The sequence below is a fragment of the Moritella sp. Urea-trap-13 genome (assembly GCF_002836355.1).
GTDB lineage: Bacteria > Pseudomonadota > Gammaproteobacteria > Enterobacterales > Moritellaceae > Moritella.
Genome location: NZ_PJCA01000031.1, coordinates 311490 through 338124 on the forward strand (window position 1 = coordinate 311490; position 26635 = coordinate 338124).

Below are 26635 nucleotides of genomic sequence, written 5' to 3' on the forward strand. Positions count from 1 at the left end.
CTCTCTGTTGAGTGGGTAGAAAAAAATTTGCCCCAAAGTGGCTTAGAGTCATTATTCACCCACAATATACTCATGTCGATTCGACATATATTTTGTTATGGATCATTTAAATCGTCAACGTAATTTCAAGTGATGATATGTTCACAATCTGATTGTAATTAAGGGTAAATTTTGTACTGTTAGTTTGAAGTTTATTTATAATTCAATCGAATTTAAGCTATATATAATTTCATAAGCTTTGCCGATAAATCTTCAACAATTATCTTACTACTATGTAACTCAATTCCCAGTTTTAAACTTACGCAAGCAGATATGGTGTTACTTGAATCAGCTGGAAAAACTGCAATCGAGTGGTTAGGAGTTACAGTGTCATCCGCAGATAAAGAACTCGTGGTACAAAAGGTACTGACGTATTCCATCGTAAGTGCCCAAAATGTCAAGCTGGGAATACAGGCATAGAATAGCCGGCCAATGCTTAGCTTCGGGCGGACAGCTAAAAGCGTTGCTTCACGGACACTTAGTCAATTATCAAAGCGCTAATCTAAATTTAAATATTTTCAGGACGAATTATGACAACATTAGATGCGATAAAGAAAGTCACCTTAGTTGGTGCACTTGTTAATATTATACTCGCTTTTATCAAAATTATTGGAGGCATACTAACTAGTAGCTCCGCACTCATTGCGGACGGAGTACACAGCTTTTCAGACCTGATTTCAGATGCCGCAATATTAATTGGCGCTCATTATTGGACTGCACCAGCAGATGATAAGCACCCATATGGGCATCATCGGTTTGAAAGTGTAACTAATCTTGTAATTGGAATTGTGCTTATTATTACCGCTGTTGGTATTACAGTCGACTCTATCTCACGTATTGGTGCTAATGATCCAACGAACCCACATTTTTTAGCTTTGTTGGTTGCGTTAATATCAATATTAGCGAAAGAAATTCTTTATCGTTGGACTCTAAAACGTTCGTTAGAGCTAGGCTCTTCAGCACTACGAGCTAATGCATGGCATCACCGCTCTGATGCGCTTAGCTCGATACCCGTTGTAATTTCTGTCATCGCGGCGCCGTTTTTACCACCTTATTTTTATCTTGACCAAGTAGCTGCGATATTAGTAAGTGTAATGATACTCAAGGGGGCATTTGATATCGTTTTGCCTTTATTTATTGAGTTTTGTGAGCAGAGTGCAGGGAGTGACATCGTGAATTCAATTCAGCAATTAGCGAGCAATGACAATGACGTTAAAGAGGTACATGCTATTCGGTCTCGATGTTCGGGAAGCGCTGTCATTGCAGATTTCCATTTGCTCGTAGAGCCTCATTTAACAGTAAAAGAGGGGCATGAAATAGCTAAAGGCTTTAGAAGTAAAATATTACATTTAATGCCAAATTTAACCGATATTACAATTCATATAGAACCATATAATGATGAACATCATTCTCTTTAGTCGAATTGTAAGCTTTAATATTAACTTAGTTTTTCTAAGCTAATTTACACAGGCCTAGTACCGAGTCAGTGGATCACTGCTGGCTCACTCTTGTCCAATTCTGGCTTAGTGCAAAAAGCTAAGCCGAATTTTCTCCAAACAGAGTTAGATATCGCTTACAACATCCCTCATCGACTTCCCATGCAATTGCGCATATGAAGAATAGCACTACTTTGCATATAACAATTGTCCCCACTCAATTATAAACGTAAATGTTCTTTCCATTTTTATTGGATGCTTAGGCGCATTTTACCCTAGGGTCAGCATTCGAATGTTAAACCTTCCTGAGACATCATCTGTTGAATAGAGTTGCGCTGGAGCATAGCTTGCTGGTGGCGACATAAGTTTGGCCAGTCCTGCGCACGACTGTCATATCGACGGCTCCAATAGGCCACCATAAACAGGTGAAAGTCGGCGCCGCTTATGTTGTCGCCTAGAAGCCACGGGCCTTTGTTACCTAGTTCATCATCAATGATGCTCCAGCAGCGATTCAGGTCTTGGGTTGCCTTATCCACCACCTGGCTCAAATCAGTATCGCCGCCGACACTGACATCGCTAGTAATATAGTGCTCTGGATGAGCCCAGCGGTTAGCTGCTTCTTGCAGCGTGTTCGACATCCAGGTGAGGAATTGGTAATAGTGACCTCGTTGCGGTGAATGCAGTGCGGGCGCCAAACCACTATCTGGGTGCTGATCAAGTATATACATCAGGATCGCTGCTGATTCATAAATGACCTCGCCTCGGTGCTGTAATGTCGGCACCTTACCGTTCGGGTTGATCGCCAGATACTCAGGAGTACGTTGCATTTGTTTAGCTAAGTCGATCTCGACTAATTCATAGGCCACACCCAATTCTTCCAATACGGCGTGAGTGGCCATGTTAGCCCCTCCGCGATCCCAATATAATGTGTAAATAATATCTCTCCTTTTGTTCAGCGCAATGAACCTACTATATCACCATCGGTATTTAATGCTGTTTTTCATGCCTAATAACCTATCGAATAACATAAAGTTCATAAAACAAACACATTAATTCAACACTTACCATTTTTTGATTATTTAAAAATATATTGATTCACTAGCCATAAGTAGGTGTTTGTGGCGGAATCAATTATAAAAATACATAAAACATGCTGATTCAGAGGTCGAAAAAAACATTCTTCATCTTCGTAAGCTTTTGTTTTTAAAAGGTGATCGAAACACGCTTTATTACAAAAAATAGAACGTATTATCCACTCATAATCTTTATATATCCTTTAAACATAATCCAATTAGCAGAGTGTATTCATGACAGTATTAGCAACCGATTTCGCATTAGAAACCCGTCTAGAAACTGATTTACTCGGAGTAAAACAAATACCTGCACACGCTTACTACGGTATTCACACATTAAGAGCAATGGAAAATTTTAAAATCAGTAAGGAGAAGATTGGCGACTGTCCTGAGTTTGTACGCGGCATGGTAAAAACTAAAAAAGCAGCAGCATTAGCCAACGGCATTCTCGGTACAATTCCAGAAGAAGTCAGTGAAGCAATTGTTAACGCGTGTAATACATTGCTAGCAAGCGACGAATTTTACAATCAGTTCCCCGTTGATGCATTCCAAGGTGGCGCGGGTACATCGGTAAATATGAATACCAATGAAGTCATCGCCAATATCGCGTTAGAGCAGATGGGCCATGCCAAAGGTGCTTATAATCACATCAACCCAAATGACCATGTGAATAAAAGTCAAAGTACCAATGATGCTTATCCTACAGGCTTCCGCGTTGCCTTGTTTGAACGCAGTAATGCTGTATTAGTGGCGCTAACGTCATTAAGCGAAACCTTTTTAGACAAAGCTGAAGAATTTAACGATGTATTGAAAATGGGTCGCACTCAGTTACAAGACGCAGTACCGATGACATTAGGTCAAGAGTTCCACGCCTTTGGTATTACGTTAAAAGAAGAAATCAGAAGTATTAACCGTTGCCAAGAATTACTGCTTGAAATTAATCTCGGCGCGACTGCAATCGGTACCGGCTTAAACTCGCCAATTGGTTATTCAGAACTCGCGATTGAAAAACTAGCTGAAATTACCGGTCATGCATTTGTGCCTGCTGAAGATTTAGTTGAAGCAACGTCTGACTGTGGCGCATATGTCATGTTGTCGAGTGGCTTAAAACGCTTAGCGGTAAAACTATCTAAAATTTGTAACGACTTACGCCTGCTTTCTTCTGGTCCTCGTACTGGTTTAAATGAAATTAATCTACCTGAAATGCAAGCCGGTTCATCAATTATGCCAGCAAAAGTAAACCCTGTTATTCCAGAAGTGGTTAACCAAGTTGCATTTAAAGTATGTGGTAACGATTTAACCATCACCATGGCTGCTGAAGCAGGTCAATTACAATTGAATGTAATGGAACCTGTCATTGGTCAATGCCTATTTGAATCATTATCGTTATTAGAAAATGCCTGTTTCACGCTACAAGACAAATGCGTTAAAGGCATTACCGCTAATCGCAAGGTATGCCAAGACTTCGTGTTAAATTCAATTGGTATTATCACTTATCTAAATCCATTTATTGGTCATCATGAAGGTGATGTTATCGGTAGAATCTGTGCCGAAACAGGTAAGAATGTACGTGAAGTGGTGTTGGAACGTGGGTTACTGTCTGAAGCAGAGTTAGATGAAATCTTCTCTATCGAAAACCTAATGAAACCAAAATACACTGGGCAACGTTTTGCGAAAACGGTTTAATCAGCGTTGGACTGAGTCAATCAAGTTGAAAATATATTGACCGTTCGCGATTTTAACCATGATAGGAGTACCGTTCAATCGGACGTTTTACTAGGCGAAATAAGTAGAATAGGCCAAATACGTAAGCGATTGAACGGGAAACCTTGGTGTAAGAACACGGACAAAACGGTTAACTGAGTAGAAATCTGTTTTCGACAAATACAGATTTAGTTATCGCATATTTTTTAATCTTAATCGGAGTTTTCTATGATTGTTGTACAACTTTTTGTCGTACTGCTGTTCATCTATTTAGGTGCGCGTATTGGTGGTATTGGTATCGGGTTTGCGGGCGGTGCGGGCGTACTTGTCTTAACCATGATTTTAGGTCTCGATGCGGGATCTATCCCTATCGATGTTATTTTAATCATCATGTCAGTGATCACGGCAATTGCAGCAATGCAAGTGGCTGGTGGTATGGATTGGCTGGTTGATTTAGCTGAAAAATTTCTACGTAAAAATCCAAAACGCATTACCTTCTATGCACCTATCGTGACTTATTTCATGACAGTGTTAGCGGGTACGGGTCACACGGCGTTCTCGACGTTACCTGTGATTGCAGAAGTAGCAAAAGAACAAGGTATTCGTCCATCGCGTCCATTGTCTATTGCTGTTGTGGCGTCTCAAATTGCTATTACTGCGTCGCCAATATCAGCTGCAGTCGTATTCTTCTCAGGTATTCTTGAGCCACTCGGTGTGGATTATTTAACGCTGTTAGCGGTATGTATTCCATCTACATTCTTAGCGTGTATGGTCGGTGCATTTGTTGCAAACTTTTTAGGCTGTGAACTAAAAGACGATCCTGTGTATCAAGACCGCCTCGCAAAAGGGCTGATTAAGATGAATGGTGAAGGTAAACGTGAAATTTTACCGACAGCCAAAACATCCGTTTATATTTTCTGCGCCGCTATTGTTGCTGTTGTCGCTTATGCAACGATGATTAGTGGTAGTGTGGGTCTTATTGAAAATCCAACAATTGGTCGTAACGAAGCCATTATGGCGTTAATGCTGACTGCTGCAGCGTGCATTGTGACTTTTACTAAGATTGATGCGTCGCAAATTGCTAACGCAGCTACATTCAAATCAGGCATGAGTGCTTGTGTGTGTGTGCTTGGTGTTGCCTGGCTTGGTGATACGTTTGTGTCTGCTCATATCGGTGACATCAAAGAGTTTTCAGCCAGTATCCTTGAACAATATCCTTGGATGTTAGCGGTGGTGTTATTCTTTGCTTCAATGTTGCTTTACTCTCAAGGCGCAACAACCACAGCACTGATGCCAGCGGCACTTGCGATTGGTGTTGCACCTATTACGGCGGTGGCTTCTTTTGCTGCTGTAAGTGCGCTGTTTGTACTACCAACTTACCCGACATTGCTTGCCGCGGTAGAAATGGATGATACAGGCTCAACACGTATTGGTAATTTAGTCTTTAACCACCCATTCTTTATTCCTGGTGTAGCGACTATCTCAACGTCTGTTGCACTTGGTTTTGTGTTTGGCGGGCTTATTATTTAATTGGCACTAGCCTAAGCTAAAAGAGAGTTAGCGAAAGCTAAAAAAATTAGACTAAACGCAAAAGACGCCATTTAATGTAAATGGCGTCTTTTGCGTTTTTGGTAAACTGAAGACAATAAAAAACCACCCAGCAACTATGTAAGTAGAGCTGGGTGGTTTGTCTATTTATATATAAAGCTTTATGTAGAGAGCTTTATACAGATATCTGCTGCAGATAACTGTTTAAACGCGCAGTCTATTAGTGTTTATAAAGCAGTTCTAGATACTGTTTAGTACTTTCTTGCCAACTGAAACGCGCTGACTTTGCGTTGTCTGCAATCTTAGCCCATGTCTTAGGCTTATTCGCATGTAGCTTAATGGCATCATTAAAGGCAGCGATTAAGTTATCACTTTGTGCTTGTAGTGATGAACCATTAAAGCTAAAGCCATTTTCTAAATGCTGAACCGTATCTTTCAAACCACCAACCGCATGCACAAGGCAAGGTTGACCATCACGCATTGCTAACATTTGACTGATGCCACAAGGTTCAAACGAGCTTGGCATTAAGAACAGATCGCCGTGTAGATACATCTGATCTGATAATGCTTGGCCATAGCCGTTCAAGAATAAAAAATTGTCATGACTTGCCATTAACTGCATGAATTCAAATTCAATTTGAGTATCACCAGAGCCTAGAATAATCATCCTGCCATTCACACGCGCAAGATCATCAAGCAATACCGACAATACCGTTTTACCTTGGTAAGGCTGGCGTAATAATAGTGCTTTTTGATCGGTTAAACGACCAATACTCGTCACTAAGAAATCAGAGAAGGGTGCTTGGCTGTTCCAATTATTAATCTGCTCGTTAGCAAGGTAATGTACTGTCTTCAATTGTGCTGACTGTGCTAACCAACGTTTAACTTGTTGCTGTGCAGGCGCGAGGAAAGTACTGAGTGCTGGTTTTTTAGCGCGTTTCTTAGTTACCGTGTCAGCGTATTCACAACCATTTAAAATACCAACTAAGCGACCTTGCTGTTTTGCGGCTGCTAAGTCTTGCTCTAGACCTTCACCACCAAAGAAGCCATTCGCAGCATCGCTGGCGTGTAATACTTCTTCTGCATAGGTTGGTGATACCACATGCACTTTATTACACAAGTTGATACCAGCACGCATTGGGTTATAGCAATGGGTATAACGTGGGTCGCAAATAACACTTGGATCAAAATTAAGGCTAGGGAACCAATGGTGTAAGCTTGATTCATCGTCCGTAATTGGGCGGATACCTTGCAAGGCAATGTTATGCACTGTGTAGACAGAATGAATGTTTGCCAGTTCTGCATATTGCGGCGCATATTTGCTTAACACTGCGACAGTTGCACTGTGCCAGTCGTGTAAATGTAATACATCAGGACGAGTGAATTTAGACTCGATAAGCAGTTGGCATACCGCAAGGTTGAACAAGGCGTACTTGCTTGCGTCAGTGGCAAAAGGGCGATTGCCTTCGTCATGACTGTAAACACTGCCGCCTTGAGAAAATAGTGGGTGTTGCAATACAAATTGACGGACTTTAGCCGCACTTGTAGGCAAGAAAAGTTCGAATAGGGTGACTGTTTCTGTTTGACCTGCAAACTCAACATTAACGCTAGCGAGTTGACGTGACTCAAACTTTGCCGCGTAATGGCCATAATCAGGGATCACAACATCGACACTTACATCATGTTGAGGTAAGGCTTTTGGTAAATCTCGAACGACGTCAGCAACGCCACCAACTTTAGCACCAGGTATCGAATCATTTTCGGCTGCTATCATTAAAACGTGCATGAATAAATTGTCCTTAAAGCAGAATAGTAAAGTTGTGTTATTAGATGTACTTGTAGAATTAGATGTATTCTTGAAACTAAAGTTATAAAACAAAAATAGCAATAAGTCACTTAGTTAAGTGGCTTATTGCTTATCAAGTATTGAGCATCGTTATTTTTTAAACGAGTGCTACAGCTTGTTCAGCGGTTTTTTCTAATGCCGCTTTGGCTTGTTTTGCTGCCATGTGTTTCAGCATATCTGAAGTAACTAGCGTGATCCCTTTTGGTGAAACACGGAAGCCATTAGCGATATCTTGTTCTGTATCATGACCAACGATTAAGCCTGCTGGTAATTCGCAGTTACTGTCAACGATAGTACGACGTAATTGACAGTTTTCACCGATATTAGCACCCGGTAGTATCACCGACTCTTCAACTGTCGAGAACGAGTGCACATGTACGTTAGAGAATAATAGTGATTTACGGATCGTTGATCCAGAAATAATACAGCCACCTGAAACCGTTGAGTCAACAGCCATACCACGACGTACATCGTTATCAAAAATAAACTTAGCAGGCGGTAGTTGTTCTTGGTACGTCCAAATCGGCCAGCTTGAATCATACAGGTCAAGCTGTGGTTCTGGTGTAACCAGTTCCATATTCGCTTCCCAGAATGAATCCAGTGTACCTACATCGCGCCAGTACGGTTGTTTGTCGCTATCAGGGTCGCTGAATGGGAATGCAAACACTTGATGATCATCAATGATTGATGGAATGATGTCATTACCAAAATCACGATCTGAAGTTTCACGAGTGGCATCTTTTTCTAACTGTTCGAATAGGAATTCTGTATTAAATACATAGTTACCCATTGATGCTAAACATTGACCCGGTTTACCCGGAATCTCATTTGGCTGTGCTGGTTTTTCATCAAAACGTTTAACACGGTTATCAGTATCAACTGTCATTACACCAAATTGGCCAGCGGCTTCTTCCGTTGGTACTTCAATGCAGCACACCGTCATGTCTGCGCCATTTTCCAAATGCTTGGCTAGCAGATCACCGTAATCCATACGATATACATGGTCACCAGACAAGATCATTACGTATTTTGGCTTTTCAGCGCGGATAATATCCATGTTTTGGAATACGGCATCTGCAGTACCTGAATACCAGTCGTTACCGTAACGCTGTGATGCCGGTAAGATCTCTACCGATTCAGACAATTCTTTTTTGAAATGTCCCCAACCACGGTTTACGTGACGGATTAATGAATGTGATTTGTACTGTGTTGCAATACCAACACGACGGATCCCAGAGTTAATGCAATTAGATAATGGGAAGTCGATAATGCGGAATTTACCGCCGAAAAATACTGCTGGTTTTGCGCGCCAATCAGTTAACTCATGTAAACGACTACCTCGGCCACCTGCAAGGATAAGGGCGTAAGTATCTTTTGTTAAGTTACTGATATAGCGATGTGCACCTTGTGACATATTACTTCTCCATAAGCTTTGTGTCGGAATTCGGTTTATATAAAGTGCTTTAAATCATCGATGAAATAAAACACTATTATAAATAGTGTGCAGGGCATTAACTCTTGTTTCAGCCCTGATTTAAAATGAATTTTTACACTGAGGTCAGTTAAACACTCAGTGGTGTTAGATTCCAAATGTCGTTGTTGTATTCATTAATGGTACGGTCACTTGAGAACGTGCCACTTGCTGCAGTATTCAAAATACTTAATCGTGTCCACGCTTGTTTATCTTGATAGACAAGGGCGGCAGCTTGTTGTGCTTTACAGTAACCAGCGAAATCATGTGCCACTAACCACTGGTCGTGTTCATTTAAAATAGAATCAATAAGCGGCTGGAATAAGCCATTTTCAAACAAGTTGAAGTGACCGCTATTAAGTAATTCCATCACGTTATTTAAGTTACAGTCGTTGGCAATGAGTTGTGCTGGGTTATAGTGTTCACGGATACCGGCTACTTGTTCGCTACGCGCACCAAACAAGAAGAAGTTATCTGCACCAACCGCATCACGAATTTCGATGTTGGCACCATCTAACGTACCGATAGTTGCAGCACCATTCATCATGAATTTCATATTACCTGTACCAGACGCTTCTTTACCTGCAGTCGAGATCTGTTCTGACAAGTCGGTTGCCGCACAAATCGTTTCCATCGCGGTAACGTTGTAGTTTGGTAAGAAGGCAACGCGTAACCAAGGTTGTGCTAGCGGATCTGCATTGATCGTTGCAGCCACGTTATTGATTAATTTAATCGTTAACTTAGCAATGAAGTAACCCGGCGCCGCTTTACCACCAATCAATACGCAGCGTGGTGTCATGCCTTCAGTATCACCGCGACGAATGCGGTCATAAAGATGGATAACATGCATAATGTTAAGTAGCTGACGTTTGTATTCGTGCATACGTTTAACTTGTACGTCAAACATCATGTTGGTATCGAATTCAACACCACAAGCTTCTTTGACTAAATCAGCAAGTTGTTGTTTGTTGTGTTGTTTAACGTCTTGCCATTGAGCATGAAACTTTTCGTTGTCATAGTAACGACGTAGCTTACTGATCTCGCTTAAATCACGTGTCCAACCATTACCGATCTTGTCGCTAATCAGCTGGCTTAATTTGGGATTACAATGTGCTAACCAACGACGTGGGGTAACACCATTGGTTTTGTTGTTAAATTTGCTTGGCGTCAACTGATAGAAGTCGTTAAACAAACCTTCACTCAATAACTGGGTATGCAATGCGGCAACACCGTTTACCGAGAAGCTACCCACAATGGCAAGATAAGCCATGCGTACTTGTGGATCATCGCCTTCTTCAATAATTGATAATGCACGTTGCTTATCAACATCACCAGGCCATTGGCAAGCTACTTCTGTTAAGAAGCGGGCATTGATTTCAAAAATGATTTCAAGCACACGCGGCAGTAGGTGTGAGAATAAGCGCACAGACCATTTTTCTAATGCTTCAGGCAATAACGTATGGTTGGTATAAGCCATAGTCGATGTGGTGATCTGCCATGCAGCATCCCAATCTAAATCATGATCATCGAGTAATAAACGCATTAACTCAGCAACTGCCACACTTGGGTGAGTATCGTTAAGTTGGAATACGTGGTACTTAGCAAAGTCAGTGAAGTCGCTACCGTGTACTTTTACCCACTCCGCAATAATGTCTTGTAAGCTGGCAGAAGTCAGGAAGTATTGCTGACGTAAACGTAGCTCTTTACCATTTTCACTGGCATCGTTTGGATACAGTACCATGGTGATTTGTTCAGCTAAGTTTTTACGGGCAACGGCTTCGGTATAACTACCAGCGTTGAATTCTCCGAGATCAAATTCATCTGTTGCCGCTGATTTCCAGAGACGTAATGTATTAACGATACCGTTTTGATAACCGGGAACTGGCACATCATATGGTACGGCAAGCACATCTTCAGTACCAACCCATTGGTGCTGAGTACGGCCTTCTTTGTCTTGATAAGTCTCTACATGGCCAAAGAACTTCACTCTGCGGTTATGTTCTGGAGCGGCAACTTCCCAAGGATGACCGTCACGTAGCCAGTTATCTGGATGTTCTATTTGATGACCATTTTCAATGCTTTGGTTAAACATACCGTATTCATAACGGATGCCATAACCGGTTACTGGCAATGCTAAGCTTGCGCAACTATCAAGGAAACAGGCAGCTAGACGACCTAGACCACCGTTACCTAAACCAGCATCGTGTTCTGACTCGGCAATGGTTTCTAATTCGCTACTGTAGTGATTAAGGCCTTTGCGTACGCTGTCTTCTAAATCAAGATTTAATACTGCATTACCCAGTGCGCGACCCATCAAAAATTCTAACGACAGGTAAGCGGCGCGGCGGGTAGGTTGTGCTTGCTGTTGTTTCTTGGTCGCGCGTGATTTTTCCATCAAGCGGTCACGGATTGTTAATGCAAGCGCATGATATAAATACTGCGGCGACTCACCAACTTCATCACGCCCTAAGGTGTAATGGAAATGACGCTGTAAATCTTCAGGCAAGGTGCTGGCATTAACCACTGGCCCATTATTTGTCTCTAACGTGCAAACCTTGTTTGCTTTAGACTTTTGTTTCTTTAATGACATATAACTTCCTTTATTATGACATTTGGGCGAATTAGTTATTTTTTCGTTATCTATTTATTCAGCACGATTCGTTTTTGGCGCTAGATATACCGTTGATAGTGGTGGTAGTGGGATACAAATACTTTGGGTAAAGCCTTGCCACTCAACATATTCCGCGATGTAACTTGTCTGTGTTGCAAAACCACTGCCGCCAAACTGAGTATCATCGGTATTGACGAGTACTTCATACTCACCAAGACTCGGTACACCAATGCGATAGTGTGACTGACATGCGGGTGTCATGTTCGATATCACAACCACATGTTGGTCTTTGCTTTTGTTATAACGTAAGAAACTAAACACTGACTGTTCGGCGTTACTGGCGTCGATCCAATCAAATCCTTGATGATCAGTGTCTAACTCAAATAAGGCAGTTTGATGACAATAACTGTTATTGAGTGATTTAATCAGCGCTTGCACACCTTGGTGCTCTGGTTGCTCAAGTAAATGCCAGTCTAGCGATTGGTCATGATTCCATTCTGCTCGTTGACCAAATTCACACCCCATAAACAATAATTTCTTACCTGGGTGTGCCCACATGAAGCCGTAATAAGCACGTAAATTGGCAAACTTCTGCCAATCATCGCCAGGCATCTTGTTAAGCAATGAACCTTTACCGTGCACAACTTCGTCATGACTTAGCGGTAAGATAAAGTTTTCACTAAATGCATAAGCCAGTGAGAACGTCATTTCATGGTGGTGATGTTGACGATAAAGTGGGTCACAACTCATGTATTCTAAGCTGTCATTCATCCAACCCATGTTCCACTTGTAACCAAAACCAAGCCCACCTTGGTCGACAAAGTTAGTCACACCAGGCCAGGCTGTTGATTCTTCAGCGACCATCATGATACCAGGGTGATTTTTATAACAACGCTGGTTCACTTGTTTCAATAATTCAATTGCGCCGAGGTTTTCGCGACCACCGTGTTCATTCGGGATCCATTCACCTTCTTTGCGGCTGTAGTCGAGATACAACATAGAGGCAACCGCATCAACACGCAGGCCATCAATGGCAAAGTTATCAAACCAAGCAAGGGCATTGGAAATTAAGAAGCTCTGCACTTCAGCACGATCGTAATTAAAGATGTGAGTATTCCAATCGGGATGGAAACCTTGACGTTTATCCGCATGTTCAAACAGATGTGAGCCATCAAACTGAGCTAAACCGTGGGCATCGGCAGGGAAGTGTCCTGGTACCCAATCGATTAATAAACCAAGGTTGGCAGCGTGACAGGCATCAACAAAGAATTGGAAGTCAGCTAAGCTACCGAAACGACTGGTTGGCGCAAACAATCCTACGGGTTGGTAGCCCCAAGAACCATCAAACGGAAACTCACTAATTGGCATTAACTGGATATGAGTAAAACCAAGTTCTTTAACATAAGGTACTAGCTGTTCTGATAACGCTTTGTAACTTAAAAATTGATTGTTTTCGTCACGCTTCCACGAACCCGCATGGATTTCATAGATACTGATTGGCGCATTTATGGCGTTACGTTCAGCACGTTGCGCCCATGCTTTAGCGGGAGATTGCTGCCATGTCGCAGACGTTGCTTTAGTTGGTACGCACGAGGCCGTTTGCGGACGTAATTGCATTGACGAAGCAAAAGGGTCGGCTTTTTCTAAGCGTTCACCACATTCGGTGATAATACTAAATTTGTAATTGTTATCCTGATCCGAGTCAGCGATATCGGCAATGAATATTTCCCAAATGCCAGCACCAAGGTGCTTACGCATCGGGTGACGTGTGGTATTCCAATGGTTAAAGTTACCAATTAAGCTTACTGAAGTGGCGTTTGGTGCCCAAACAGTAAAGCGGACGCCTTCAACATTATCGGTGATAGTCCAATGCGCGCCTAAATGACGTTGTGCTTGTTCTAACGTACCTTCGTTAAACAAGTAAACCGCATCGGCATCAAGTGTCGATGAGAATTTATAAGGGTCTTGCTCAACAACCGTTGAAAAAGGATAAGCGATGGTTAGTTTATAATCGCCATTGTATTGTTTTGCTGACAGGCTAAGGATAAAGAGATCACTATTACCAACACGTTGGTAACGACGTTGCTGGCTTTTATCTTGATAATAAACGTGCTGTGCACCGGGAATGAATACTTTAAGCTCGTATTCATCTTTACTTACTTGGTGTGGACCTAAAAAAGCAAACGGGTCATAGAGTTTACCTTGATTAAGGGCATCTATTTCATGGTTAAAGCGCTCTTCAATGCGAGTCGCTATTGCTGGTGTTGTCGAAATGTCACTCATGATCCATCCTGGATTAAACGTATTGTTAGCTTTTATGCTGTACGTAATGTAGATACAACGCTGTTATCAGTACCGAAAGTATTCGGTAAATATAAGTCTGCTTTATGATCGTTATGCCATTCATTACTATTAATTAAGTAACGGAAGTGAAATTGCTTATTTTCTGGTAAACGAACCTTGGCGCGAAATACTTTTTCTTTCTTAATGTACTTCATTGGCAATGCTTGCCAGTCATTAAAGTCGCAAAACAGTTCAACCGTATCACTACTTAATAGTGCGTTATTTGTGTCACAGGCGAATTCAAACGTTACATCGGCTTCGGTTTTGGTTTTAAAAAAACGTTTTTTTAACATTTTATCTTCCTTGTTATACGTCGTAGCTTTAATAACTTAAGCCAAGTTTCGTTTACGTACCCAAATCAAAATAATCAACCTAATTGGGTATTCCTATAGAGGTATTATCATCGGTTTCTGAGCTTGTTTAAAGTTTTTAAACGGCGTTTTGTGATCTGCGTCACAATGATCGCCTTTCATTCGTAACTGAGTGTCATTTCTTATATACGGACAGTCATTTTTATTTATTTTAATTAAAAATTAACTAATTAGTAATACTTTATACCTGGACGGATGAGTAAAATACTTGTAGCTAAAATCATGTGAGATGGGAATTTTAAAGAATAGTTGGTATGTTTTTTAACCATGACACGGATATTATTAACATGGAGTGTCATTAACTTAATTATTATATAAAAATACGCATGGAACTTTGTAGATTGGGCATTTATTCTCAGAACGTAATATGCCGAGTGTTATTTAAAGGTTATTCTATAACAAATTGTTAATATGTATTTTTAGTTATGGGTTGGCAAGGCATGCGTTCGGTTTCATTTCGTTGGTATATTTCAGGTATCTTTCTTTCTATTGCATCCTTGCTGAGTGCGGTACTGATCTATGTGAGTGTGAAGCATTCTCAAACCGTTTCTGTTTCTTTATCCCAAGACATCGTAAAAAATTATTCCAATGAGCTTAAAGTTGAATTGGAAGAATTATCAACCCCACTTATTACCATGCTTAATACTTTGGCAAATTCTGGTTTTACTGCTAAAGAATTTAATGAACAGCCGACACAATGGCTAGAAACGATGAATATGCTGTTAACTAAAAATCAGCATATTGCCTCGTTTTATGTGGGTAATAACGATGGTAACTCTTACCTTGTTAGGTCGATACATAACGAAACTGAACTGTTGCGTTACTCTGCACCCGATACTACCGTGCTCATACTCGAAATTAATCGTAATAGTGGCCAACAACAAGCTCTTTATTTCGATCACAAAATGCGTCGTATTGGTTCGAAACGCTCGCACAGTAACTATTATGATCCGCGTACGCGAGATTGGTTTAAAAACGCCAAAAATGACATGGATATTCACATGGCAGAACCTTATGCATTTTACTTTTCGCGTAAAGTAGGTATTACATTTTCGAGAATGTTAAAGAATAAACAAGGTGTTATAGCGGTTGATTTTACCTTGGATTCACTCACTAATATGATTCAGAAGTTAGAGTATTCAGCTAATTCCAAAGTGTTATTACTGACGGCATCAAAACGTATTATTTCCAGTAACCAAGCTATAGCATTAATTAATGGCGAGAAATTGTTTACTGCTGAAGAACTTGAGATTGCGGAGTTCTTACCTGATTTCAACAATATAAAAGTAGATCAAACCTTATTTAGTACCATATTTTGGCAAGACCAAGATTGGGAGTTGGTGGTCACGCCATTAGCCATCAGCACTGAAGATGTTTTGTATCTAGTGAACTTTGTTGCTTATAAAGACTTATTATATGGTTCAGCAATACTACGCAATGAGCTGATCGTTATTTCTTTAATCACCGTGTTCATTTCTTTTCTGATTATTTTAACTATGACAGAAAAGATCGCTAAACCACTCACTTATATGACTAAATCGCTTGAAAATATTCAACATTTTAATTTTAAGCGTAAAAATTATAAAAAATCAAATATTAACGATATAAATGATCTTAATGTGGCCATGAGCTCGATGGAAAATGTACTGGTAGATTTCTTTCAAAACCTCAGTGATATTGCCCGTTCGACAGAGTCTGAACAGTTATCGACGTCTATCGTAACGCAAGCAAAAGAAATACTGGCCTGTGATGCATGCCAATTATTTGTTAATTCACCCATGGATCGCCATTCATTTAGAATTACGGCAAATTCAGAAGCGGGTGAGTGTTTTGATTTACAATCGCTTTATGACTGCAACAAAACGATTTTTTCAGAGTCTATTTACGAGTTAGAACAAAAAGATAGTAAAGTTTTATTTGTGGGGTCGCACTGCACGGCAGGTTTTATCATTCCATTATTAAATCGTGCGAATGTACATATAGGTGCATTAGTTGTCGGTGTTGAAGGTTTTATAAAATCCTATACTCGTAATCGAATCCATTTTGTTCGTGAGTTTTTAGCCTTTAATGAAATTGTACTCGAACAACTTGAACAAGAGCATGAGCAACGCGCGTTATTTCATGCATTTGTGGAAATGATGGCGACGTCTGTTGATATCAAGTCTCCTTACACGGGAACGCATTGCCAGCGAGTGCCAAAAATCACCAAAATGATTGCTAAAGCCGCTGAGCAAGACACCAAAATATTTAAACAATTTTCACTAACAGAAGATGGCTGGGAGGAGTTGCTGATAGCGGCATGGCTGCATGACTGCGGTAAAGTGACAACACCTGATTATGTGATGGACAAAGCAACTAAACTTGAAACTATTTATGACCGTATCCATGAAGTGAGAATGCGTTATGAGGTGCTAAAACGTGACACTGATATAATCTATTGGAAAGCTGTTGCCCAAGGGCAAGATAAAATTATCGCCAAAGCAGTCTGCGATGAACAAAAGCGAGCATTAGAAAGTGAGTTTGAATTTATAGCCCAATGTAATACTGGCCATGAAGAACTGCAGCCTGAAGCGATTGCGCGATTAGAGCAAATAGCAGACCGTACTTGGCTGCGCACATTACCAGATAATATCGGCTTGTCACAAGAAGCACTCGATAAAGCAGATACAAAGATACAAGTACTACCGATCACAGAAAAAATATTGGCAGACAAGCAAACGCATTTATATCCTTGGTTGGAAAGTAAAAGATTAGAATCGCAGAGCAAACGTGAATTCAAATTAAGAAAACCTGAGCATCAATACAATCGCGGTGAATTACATAATTTACGTGTTACCAGCGGTACATTAACAGCAGAAGAACGCTATAACGTCAATGACCACGTGATTCAAACGTATTTAATGCTTGATCAACTACCATACCCCGAACATTTAAAAAATGTACCACTTATTGCCGGTTCGCATCACGAGAAAATCAACGGCAGTGGTTATCCACTGAAATTAAAAGGTGAACAAATCCCCCTTGGTGGTCGTATGATTGCGATTGCTGATACGTTTGAAGCGCTTACGACAGCAGAGCGACCATACAAGACGCTAAATGAATCGCTGATGATTATGGCAAGCATGGTTGCAGATGGTGATTTAGATGCGAACTTATTTGAGTTGTTTATTACTCAGGGTATTTATCAACAATATGCCGATGAATACTTACTTAAATCACAGTTTGATACGGTTGATATATGCGCAATTAAAATGCTGTTGCAGTCTAGCTAAGCGTAGACGTAGTCATTTATACATAACACTTGATGCATTTTCAAATGAAATATTATCGTTTTATAAAGAGCAATATAGAAAGCATATTTCTTTGGTTTTAAGCCGTTATTTAATATCTTTCATGGTAATGAAACATTATTATAGCGGCACTTTAGTAGATGGAAGAGTAGTAGTTTGATAATTAAGTCGATGTCATTTAGGCGATATATAGCAAGTATATTTATCTCGATAATTTCTTTGCTGAGTGGCGCGTTAATCTATGTGAGTGTGCAGCACTCACAACAAATATCAACAACCTTATCGAAAGATATCGTGACTAACTACGCGCAAGAACTCTCGGTAAAAATTGAAAAAGTGACGTCCCCACTCAGTACGCTATTAAACACCTTGGCGATGGGGCGGTTTACCGCTCGCGATGTGGGAACTCCCGATCCCGCTTGGCTTGAGGCGATGACGGCGATACTGGAAAAAAATCAGTACCTCGATTCAATGTATTTTGGTAAAGATGATGGCAGTGCTTTTCTGTTTCAACCTCTTTATGATCTAAAGGTCAAACAAAGCTTATCAGCGCCTGTCGATGCACGCCTAATGGTGCGTTATTATACTCTCGGTGCGCAGCGTATTCAGTTCTATGACGCTGATATGAAATTGATGAAAGAACAGTACATAAGCAGTGATTACGATCCTCGTGAGCGACTTTGGTATAACGAAGTTAAAAATAACGACCAAATCTACATGACTGGGCCGTACAATTTCTCTAACCCGGCACAAGATGGCATTACTTTTTCGCGTAAAACCCGCTCTGGCGATGCGATTATTGGGGTAGATCTTACCTTAGATAAATTGACAAAATTAGTGCAGTACTTTGAATTCTCAACCAACTCTAATATATTTTTACTCAATACTGACGCGCAAATCATTGGTAGTAATCAGCTCTTCTCGCTGATGATGGGTAAGGAGTTATTTACTGCTGAAGATCTTGAGTTTGATCTGCTAGTTAAGGAATTTGAAGCGGAAAATAAATCAAATCTGTCAGCGAAAACCGTGGTTTGGCAAGGCAACACCTGGGAATTAATGATTTCGCCGTTGACGCTTGCAGATAGTAGCATGTTGAGGGTGGTCAACTTTGTGTCCCATGATGATTTGTTTGAAGCCTCATCAAGTCTGCGTAATGATCTTATTATCATCTCGCTGATCTCCGTCATTATCTCATTTCTGATTGTATTGTGTATCGCTCGCCGTATTGCTAGTCCGCTGACTTATTTAACGGACTCTATCGAAAATATTCAACGTTTCCGCTTTCAACGTAAACGCTATCAAGCTTCACATATTCAAGAAATTGATAAGCTTAATGAAGCGATGGGCTTGATGGAAAATGTATTATTAGATTTCTTTAATAACCTACGCAGTGTAGCGCGCACGTCACGACCTGAAGAGCTATCGGAATCGATTGTAACGCAGGTAAAAGAGATTTTGTCGGCGGATGATTGTCAGCTGTTTACTAATACACCCGATAGCCGTGGTGAGTTTACACTGTCAGCGAAGTCGGGCACCACCGCAGATTTTAATTTACAGTGTTTATATGACCACAATCCAAAGGCTTTTAAACAGTCTATCTATGAGCTAACAGCGGATGAAGCGAATCACATATTTACGGATATGTCGTGTCATTCAGGTTTTATTATCCCGTTATTCAATCGTAATAATGATAATACCGGGGCGTTATTAATAGGCTTTACCCTTGATATCACTGATGATACGCGTAATCGTTTACGCTTTGTGCGTGAATTCATCGGCTTTAATGAGATCGTATTAGAGCATTTAGAAAAAGTAGACGAGCAACGTGAATTATTCCATTCATTCGTTGAAATGACCGCGACAGCTGTTGATATTAAATCACCTTATACCGGTGGACACTGTCAGCGAGTACCTAAAATAACCAAGATGTTAGCCAAAGCGGCTGCAGCAGATACCGATAAGTTTGCTGATTTTTCATTAACGACAAAAGGTTGGGAAGAATTGTTGGTCGCGGCATGGTTACATGACTGCGGTAAAGTAACGACACCTGATTACGTGATGGATAAGGCCACTAAGTTAGAAACCATTTACGACCGTATTCATGAAATTCGTATGCGTTATGAAGTATTAAAACGTGATGCTGACGTTGTCTATTGGCAATCGATTGCCGAGGGGATTAGTGAAGCGCAAGCGCAACAAATTTGCGATGATTTAAAACAAGAGCTTGATGATGAGTTTGCCTTTATTGCTAGTTGTAATCCGGGCAGTGAATTTTTAGATCCAGAGAAGCAACGACGTTTGGCTGAAATTGGTGAGCGCACTTGGTTACGTACACTGCCTGATGATATTGGTGTGTCGCAACAAGAATTAGCGAAAAAGCGTGATGCCAATAAGACATTGCCAGTGATTGAGAAAATCCTGGCCGACAAGCCCGAGCATTTGTTTGTTTGGGAAGAGAAAAAACAGTTACAAGCAAACAGTAAACGTGACTTTAAAATGGTCCAGCCTGAACACCGTTACAATCGCGGTGAGCTGCATAATTTAATGATTAGAAGTGGTACGTTAACGCCTGAAGAACGTTACAACATTAATGATCATATCGTGCAAACCTATCTCATGCTTGATCAGCTACCATACCCAGAACACCTTAAGAATGTCCCGCTTATTGCTGGTAGTCATCATGAAAAAATGAATGGTCAAGGTTATCCGCTGCAGTTAAAAGGTGAAGAGATCCCTATTGGTGGCCGTATGATTGCGGTTGCGGATGTGTTTGAAGCATTAACAGCCAATGATCGCCCTTATAAAGCGGCAAAAACCTTAAGTCATTCATTGAAGATCATGTCATTCATGGTTAAAGATGAACACCTTGATGGCGACGTGTTTGATTTGTTTTTAACTCAAGGTGTTTATCAAGAGTATGCTGACGAATACTTAACAGCTGAACAACTCGATTTTGTTGATGTTCCAGCGCTTAGGTCTATCTATCTAAAAACGCTAGCTGCAGTTAGTTAGTTATTCAGTCAATCACCTTGCCTATCACTCAGTTATAAATGTAATTAAATAACAAAAATAGCGTAAATACCTACTTATGAGTAGTTTTATTGCGGGTTTTGTTGTTTTTAAATTACACTAATGGCATTATGTAGGCGGCTATTCGCTTGATAATGCCATTTCTCGTTATAAAATTACGTCTCACTTCACACTTTTGATCTTGTTCACATTTATCGTCATTCAGAATTGATCTAGGTCATGTTCATCCCTTAAGTAATACCTCAAAATACCTACATAATAAATATATAGGAATACTTATGAGCAAAGTCAGACTGGTTATTATCGGTAATGGTATGGTTGGCCACCGTTACATCGAAGATCTAGTAGAAAAAGCAGAAATTGAAAATTTTGATGTAACCGTGTTTTGTGAAGAACCTCGCGTTGCCTATGATCGTGTCCACCTCTCTTCTTATTTCTCTCACCACACTGCAGATGAATTATCGTTAGTAAAAGAAGGTTTTTACGACAAGCATAATATCAATGTATTGATTGGTGAACGTGCGATCAACATTAACCGTTCGCAGAAAATCATTTATTCAAACTCAGGTCGTGAAATTAAATACGACAAGTTGGTTATGGCGACAGGCTCAAAACCTTGGGTGCCGCCAATTAAAGGTAACGAAAGCAAAGACTGTTTTGTTTACCGTACTATCGAAGATTTAAAAACCATTGAAGCGACAGCCAAACGCAGTAAAAGCGGTGTTGTTATCGGCGGTGGTTTATTAGGACTTGAAGCTGCTGGTGCATTGAAAGCACTAGGTGTAGAAACACATGTAATTGAGTTCTCGCCAGTATTGATGGCAGAGCAGCTAGACCGTGAGGGCGGTGAGCAACTCCGTAAAAAAATTGAAAAACTGGGCGTGCAAGTGCATACCAGTAAAAATACTCTCGAAATTGTTGCCGAAGGTGAAACTGCACGTAACACTATGATGTTTGCCGATGGCACCTCGCTTGAAGTTGATTTCATTGTCTTCTCAACGGGTATTCGTCCGCAAGACAAACTTGCACATCAATCAGGCTTAGCAACGGGTCGTCGTGGTGGTATCACTATTAGTGACCATTGTGTTACTAGCGACAGTGATGTTTACGCAATTGGTGAATGTGCATCTTGGAATGAACAATTCTTTGGTTTAGTTGCTCCGGGTTACAAAATGGCACAAGTTGCTGTTGACCATCTATTAGGTAACGACAACGCATTCGAAGGCGCTGATATGAGTGCTAAGCTGAAATTGCTTGGTGTGAAAGTAGGTAGTATCGGTGATGCCAATGGTCGTACTCCTGGTTGTAAGAGCTTTGTTTATCTTGATGAAACAGAAGAAGTATACAAACGTATTATTGTTTCAGAAGACGGTAAAAAGTTATTAGGTGCGGTATTAATCGGTGACACATCGGATTACGGTAGCTTGTTACAACTTAAGCTAAACGACATGGACTTACCAGAACATCCAGACTGCTTGATTCTACCCGCACATGCGGGCGGTGATAAGCCTGCAATGGGCGTTGATTCATTACCTGATTCAGCTGTGCTGTGTTCTTGTTTTGATGTAACCAAAGGTAAGATCGCTGCAGCGGTTGCTGATGGTCACACCACAATGGGCGAAATTAAAGCAGTAACGAAAGCGGGTACGGGTTGTGGTGGTTGTGTACCGCTTATCACTCAAGTACTGAATTCAGAACTGGCTAAATCTGGCATCGAAGTGAAAAACCACTTATGTAGTCATTTTGAATATTCTCGCCAAGAGCTATTCCACCTTATTCGTATCGAAGGCATCAAGACCTTTGAAGAGCTATTAACTAAATACGGTAAAGGTTACGGCTGTGAATTCTGTAAGCCAATTGTAGGTTCAATCTTAGCGTCTTGCTGGGGTGACCATGTATTAAGCCGCGACAATGTTGGCCTGCAAGATACCCATGATAACTTCCTTGGTAACATGCAAAAAGACGGTACTTATTCAGTTATCCCTCGTATGGCGGGTGGTGAAGTAACACCTCAAGCATTAGCGGTACTTGCTGAAGTCGCTGCAGAGTATAACCTTTATACCAAGATCACCGGTGCACAGCGTATTGGTTTATTTGGTGCACACAAAGGTGATTTACCCACAATTTGGAAAAAACTGATTGCTGCTGGTTATGAAACTGGTCAAGCGTATGCAAAAGCATTACGTATGGCGAAGACATGTGTTGGTAGTACCTGGTGTCGTTTTGGTGTGCAAGACAGTGTTGCTTTAGGTGTGTTACTTGAAAACCGCTATAAAGGTATTCGTACGCCACACAAAATGAAGTTTGGTGTATCAGGTTGTACACGTGAATGTGCAGAAGCACAGGGTAAAGATTTAGGTATTATCGCAACAGACGCAGGCTGGAATATGTATGTGTGTGGTAACGGTGGTATGACCCCGCGTCACGCTGATTTATTGGCATCAGACTTAGACGAAGCTACGTTGCTTAAATATGTAGACCGTTTCATGATGTTTTATGTACGTACCGCAGACAAGTTACAACGTACTTCGGTATGGATGGATAACTTAGAAGGTGGTGTTGATTACCTACGTGAAGTGGTTGTTAACGATAAACTGGGCATCAATGAACAGCTAGAAACAGACATCAACAAACTGATCACTGAATTCAAATGTGAATGGTCTGAAGTGGTAGAAAGTGAAGAACAGCAAACACGTTTCGCTCACTTTATTAACTCTAAAGAGCAAGACAGCAATGTTCGCTTTGTTGCTGCACGTGATCAACATCGTCCGGCTACAATCGAAGAGAAAGCCGATACTTATACAATCACTGTGGAGGAACACGCATGAGTAAATGGATTAACGTTTGTCAGCTAAACGACATCACCCCAAAAACTGGCGTTTGTGCACTGGTTAATGGTAAGCAAGTTGCGATATTCCGTCCACGTGACAATGAAGAATTATTTGCTATCGACAATATGGACCCGTTTGCAAAATCAAACGTGCTGTCACGCGGTATCATCTGTGAACATGACGAGCAACTTTGGGTCGCAAGCCCATTGAAGAAACAGCGCTTCAATTTAACCACTGGTCAGTGTTTAGAGAATGATCTGGTATCACTCGCTACGTATAAAGTGCGAGTGAACAAAGACGCTGTCGAGATTAGTGCTTAAACATTACGCATGACATCTCACATAGCATCATGACAGATTAAATAATGCCTCACTTGTTGTGAGTGGGGCATTCAAATATGGAAAAAGTTAGTGAGTTGCTAGCCCAATAACGAATAATTAATTACACCATGACGTAAGCAAGTGTGTAGTCATTATTGGTATATCAATTTCGAATTTAACAATTATAAAAAAGGGTATTCCTTATGTACGCAGATACAATCAAAAAATGTTCAGCTAATGCTGCGCGAATCGTAAAACTAGACAAGACTGATCCAATTAGTTTCCTTATCAGCGGTGCAATGGCTGGTGCGTATGTAGGTCTTGGCATTATTTTAATCTTCACTTTGGGTAATATGGTTGATCCATCAATTCGTCCATTAGTGATGGGCGCGACATTTGGTATCGCATTAACATTAGTGATTATCGCTGGTTCAGAACTGTTTACTGGTCACACTATGTTTTTAGCTCTGGGCGCGAAAACAGGTGCTATTACTTGGGGTGATAACTTACGTATTCTGCCAAAAACATGGTTATATAACCTGATTGGTTCAATCGCAGTGGCAGCATTATTCTATTATGCTGGTGGCGGTAAATTATTAGGTAATTCAGAAAGCTTGGTACATAAAGTTGCGTTAGCAAAAACTACGGCACCAGCAATGGTACTACTGTTTAAAGGTATCTTATGTAACTGGTTAGTATGTCTAGCAATCTGGATGTGTCAACGTGTTGAAGGTACTGGTAAATTCATCGCTATCTGGTGGTGTCTATTAGCGTTCATCGCGTCTGGTTACGAGCATTCAATTGCTAACATGACTATTTTTGCAATGTCTTACTTCGGTGATAGCCAAGAAGCGTTCAATCTTGTTGGTGTTGGTCACAACCTGTTATGGGTTTCACTGGGTAATATCATTTCTGGTACTGCATTCATGGGCCTAGGCTACTGGTACTCAACGCCAAAAGCAGAACGTCCTGTAGTAACTCAAGAACTTGATAAAGTAACAGTAGTGACAGGTAACACAGCTAAAGTATAATCTGTCTGTTAATTTTTCTATGCAATAGAGCAGTCTAGAGCCAATAGATAAGTTTAGATTTACTTTGATAAGCGCCTCCTTGGTATTCGTAATGAATGTAGGGGGCGTTTTTTTTGGTTTTTTTATATGCAGCATGTTTGGTCTAATCCTTTAAATCATAGCTTTATCGACTTTATCTGTAATCTTGTAATACTTCTGGTACACTGCGCGACTATATTTTCTGTTGTTGTGTTTAGTAAGGTCATTATGGGTTTTTCTGCTTTAAATCTTAATCAAAATTTAGTTAATACTGTTACCAAGTTAGGTTATGAAACACCTACGCCAATTCAAGCGCAGGCTATTCCAGCTATTCTGGAAGGGCGTGACATTATGGGTGGTGCACAAACTGGTACCGGTAAAACGGCAGCGTTTGCATTACCGATCATTCAGCAGTTAATGGCCCAGCAATTAACTGCTAGCTCAAGCGATGACACAACAGCTAAAAAACAAATCCGAGCATTAGTATTAACGCCAACGCGTGAACTTTCACAGCAAGTTCACAAAAGCTTTGTTGCGTATAGCGAAGGTAGCGAACTAACGGCTGAACTTGTTTACGGTGGTGTTAGCATTAACCCACAAGTAAAAGCATTGGCTCAAGGTGCTGACATTTTAGTAGCAACACCTGGTCGTTTACTTGATCTATTAGATCGTGAAACGCTAACACTTGAGTTTGTTGAAAAGATTGTATTCGATGAAGCTGACCGTATGTTAGATATGGGCTTTATGGAAGAGATCCGCCGCATCTTAAAACATCTACCGAAAAAACGTCAGACGATGTTGTTCTCGGCAACATTTGATGATGCGATCTTTAAACTAAGCAAAGGCTTGTTAAACGATCCATTATTAGTTGAAGTTGATACGCGTAACGCAGCAGCTGAGCAAGTAGAACAAATATTTTATGCTGTCGATACTGATCGTAAGCGTGAACTAACGTCTTACTTGATTGGTTCACGTAACTGGCGTCAAGTACTTATCTTTACGCGTACTAAGCAGGCTGCAGATAGCCTAGCAAAAGAAATGTGTAAAGATGGTATTAAGACAATCGCTGTACACGGTGATAAATCACAGGGCGCACGTGAACGTGGTCTGGAAGATTTTAAAGCGGGTAACGTACGCGCATTAGTGGCGACAGACGTTGCTGCACGTGGTCTTGATATCGAACAGCTTAAGCATGTAATCAACTTTGAATTACCGTTTAAAGCAGAAGACTACATTCACCGTATTGGTCGTACTGGCCGTGCTGGTTTATCTGGTACTGCTACGTCGTTAGTAAGCATCGGTGAAAACTGGTTATTAGAAGAAATTGAAACATTGCTTGATACCCGTTTAGTGGCGCAATGGTTACCGGGTTATGAACCTGATCTAAGCAAACCTGTTGATGACGGTCGCGGTAAGGGTGGCGGTAAATCAGATAAAGGCAACAGCCGAACTACTGATAAACGTCGCGCGACGAATCGCTCTTACGGTAAGAAAACTAATAACCGTGCGAAGAAAGAGTCAAAACCAAGCCGTTAATTTGGCTAGCAGCTTTACGTAGTAAGTTTAAATCGTAATAAATAGATTTAGATGGTAATAGCTGCGTTAGATAGACAAGTTGATATGAATGGCCAAGGTTGAGAAACCTTGGCCATTCTTTTTTTTATAACATGATG

At 40.8% G+C, this 26635-nt stretch carries 15 protein-coding genes; 9 read left to right on the forward strand and 6 right to left on the reverse strand.

All coding sequences use genetic code 11. The annotated features are described in order from the left end of the window. The first annotated feature begins 569 nt into the window (after positions 1 to 569). Positions 570 to 1457: a cation diffusion facilitator family transporter gene (locus CXF93_RS09395; RefSeq protein WP_101062222.1), complete on the forward strand. Its 888-nt coding sequence runs from the start codon at positions 570 to 572 to the stop codon at positions 1455 to 1457. Between the two features lie 299 nt (positions 1458 to 1756). Here the strand turns inward: CXF93_RS09395 and CXF93_RS09400 are convergent, their stop codons facing one another. Continuing rightward, entirely contained in the window at positions 1757 to 2437 is a 681-nt protein-coding gene (locus tag CXF93_RS09400) for a glutathione S-transferase family protein (protein ID WP_369832220.1), read from the reverse strand. A 345-nt stretch (positions 2438 to 2782) separates the two neighbouring features. Between CXF93_RS09400 and aspA the strand changes: the two genes are divergently transcribed. Together aspA and CXF93_RS09410 are read left to right on the forward strand one after the other, a co-directional pair. Beyond that, positions 2783 to 4234 (forward strand): aspartate ammonia-lyase, encoded by a 1452-nt coding sequence (aspA, locus tag CXF93_RS09405; protein WP_101062226.1) that lies wholly within the window; start codon positions 2783 to 2785, stop codon positions 4232 to 4234. Between the two features lie 246 nt (positions 4235 to 4480). Further along, entirely contained in the window at positions 4481 to 5782 is a 1302-nt protein-coding gene (locus CXF93_RS09410) for an anaerobic C4-dicarboxylate transporter (RefSeq protein ID WP_101062228.1), read from the forward strand. Between the two features lie 238 nt (positions 5783 to 6020). Here the strand turns inward: CXF93_RS09410 and CXF93_RS09415 are convergent, their stop codons facing one another. The 5 genes from CXF93_RS09415 to CXF93_RS09435 all read right to left on the reverse strand — a co-directional run bounded on the left by CXF93_RS09415 (position 6021) and on the right by CXF93_RS09435 (position 14364). After that, a complete protein-coding gene (locus CXF93_RS09415; protein WP_101062230.1) occupies positions 6021 to 7586 on the reverse strand; it encodes a glycogen synthase in 1566 nt (521 codons plus the stop codon). Between the two features lie 157 nt (positions 7587 to 7743). Next, the gene (glgC, locus tag CXF93_RS09420; protein WP_101062232.1) at positions 7744 to 9060 is read right to left on the reverse strand and encodes a glucose-1-phosphate adenylyltransferase; all 1317 of its coding nucleotides are present in this window, start codon (positions 9058 to 9060) and stop codon (positions 7744 to 7746) included. Positions 9061 to 9208: 148 nt separating this feature from the next. Beyond that, entirely contained in the window at positions 9209 to 11707 is a 2499-nt protein-coding gene (locus tag CXF93_RS09425; protein ID WP_101062233.1) for a glycogen/starch/alpha-glucan phosphorylase, read from the reverse strand. A gap of 54 nt (positions 11708 to 11761) precedes the next feature. After that, a complete protein-coding gene (gene glgB / locus CXF93_RS09430; protein WP_101062235.1) occupies positions 11762 to 14011 on the reverse strand; it encodes a 1,4-alpha-glucan branching protein GlgB in 2250 nt (749 codons plus the stop codon). Positions 14012 to 14043: 32 nt separating this feature from the next. Next, positions 14044 to 14364, reverse strand: coding sequence for an isoamylase early set domain-containing protein (locus CXF93_RS09435; RefSeq protein WP_101062237.1), 321 nt, complete (start codon positions 14362 to 14364; stop codon positions 14044 to 14046). 518 nt (positions 14365 to 14882) lie between these two features. On the opposite strand from CXF93_RS09435, the gene CXF93_RS09440 reads away from it, so the two are divergent. The 6 genes from CXF93_RS09440 (at position 14883) to CXF93_RS09465 (ending at position 26498) form a co-directional block, all read left to right on the forward strand. Next, positions 14883 to 17714 carry an HD domain-containing phosphohydrolase gene (locus tag CXF93_RS09440; RefSeq protein ID WP_232784158.1) on the forward strand — a complete coding sequence of 944 codons (2832 nt, stop codon included), beginning with the start codon at positions 14883 to 14885 and terminating at the stop codon, positions 17712 to 17714. Positions 17715 to 17975: 261 nt separating this feature from the next. Further along, positions 17976 to 20744 carry an HD domain-containing phosphohydrolase gene (locus tag CXF93_RS09445; RefSeq protein WP_304442117.1) on the forward strand — a complete coding sequence of 923 codons (2769 nt, stop codon included), beginning with the start codon at positions 17976 to 17978 and terminating at the stop codon, positions 20742 to 20744. 296 nt (positions 20745 to 21040) lie between these two features. Next, positions 21041 to 23590 carry a nitrite reductase large subunit NirB gene (gene nirB, locus CXF93_RS09450; RefSeq protein ID WP_101062243.1) on the forward strand — a complete coding sequence of 850 codons (2550 nt, stop codon included), beginning with the start codon at positions 21041 to 21043 and terminating at the stop codon, positions 23588 to 23590. Beyond that, positions 23587 to 23913: a nitrite reductase small subunit NirD gene (gene nirD / locus CXF93_RS09455; RefSeq protein ID WP_101062245.1), complete on the forward strand. Its 327-nt coding sequence runs from the start codon at positions 23587 to 23589 to the stop codon at positions 23911 to 23913. The genes nirB and nirD overlap by 4 nt, the downstream gene beginning before the upstream one ends. Before the next feature lie 203 nt (positions 23914 to 24116). Continuing rightward, on the forward strand, positions 24117 to 24944 hold the full coding sequence (gene nirC / locus CXF93_RS09460) for a nitrite transporter NirC (RefSeq protein WP_101062247.1): 828 nt from the start codon (positions 24117 to 24119) through the stop codon (positions 24942 to 24944). A 246-nt stretch (positions 24945 to 25190) separates the two neighbouring features. After that, the gene (locus tag CXF93_RS09465) at positions 25191 to 26498 is read left to right on the forward strand and encodes a DEAD/DEAH box helicase (RefSeq protein ID WP_101062249.1); all 1308 of its coding nucleotides are present in this window, start codon (positions 25191 to 25193) and stop codon (positions 26496 to 26498) included. The last annotated feature ends 137 nt before the right edge of the window (positions 26499 to 26635 follow it).